Source organism: Luteibaculum oceani (assembly GCF_007995015.1).
Taxonomy (GTDB): Bacteria; Bacteroidota; Bacteroidia; order Flavobacteriales_D; family Luteibaculaceae; genus Luteibaculum; species Luteibaculum oceani.
In genome coordinates this window covers 1-255 of sequence record NZ_VORB01000035.1, presented here as the reverse complement: position 1 = coordinate 255, position 255 = coordinate 1, and the positions used below count along the sequence as shown (strand labels likewise).

At 33.3% G+C, this 255-nt stretch carries 1 pseudogene; it reads left to right on the top strand.

What is annotated here, in order from left to right:
* Window positions 1–113: pseudogene (locus FRX97_RS12530) on the top strand (IS110 family transposase); the annotation flags it as partial.
* Window positions 114–255: the final 142 nt, after the last annotated feature.

Sequence of the window (255 nt, the reverse complement as noted above, 5' to 3'; positions counted from 1 at the left end):
CGAAGAAGCTAGCACTAATAGCAGTAGCCAATAAGCTCATAAAACAGAGCTTTGGAGTGATAAAGAATGATCTAGTTTACGATCCGAATTATGTGAGCAGAAGAGCAGCTTAAAAATATAGTTTTTTACTTGTTTTTTAGCTTAGTTCTATGTTGCCTGCCGTATTTGTTTTAACCGATGGTAATATTTAGATGCTTACCTAATCCGATTTCAATTAGTTTATGATAGGTGGAAATTTGAATATCACTTAATCCT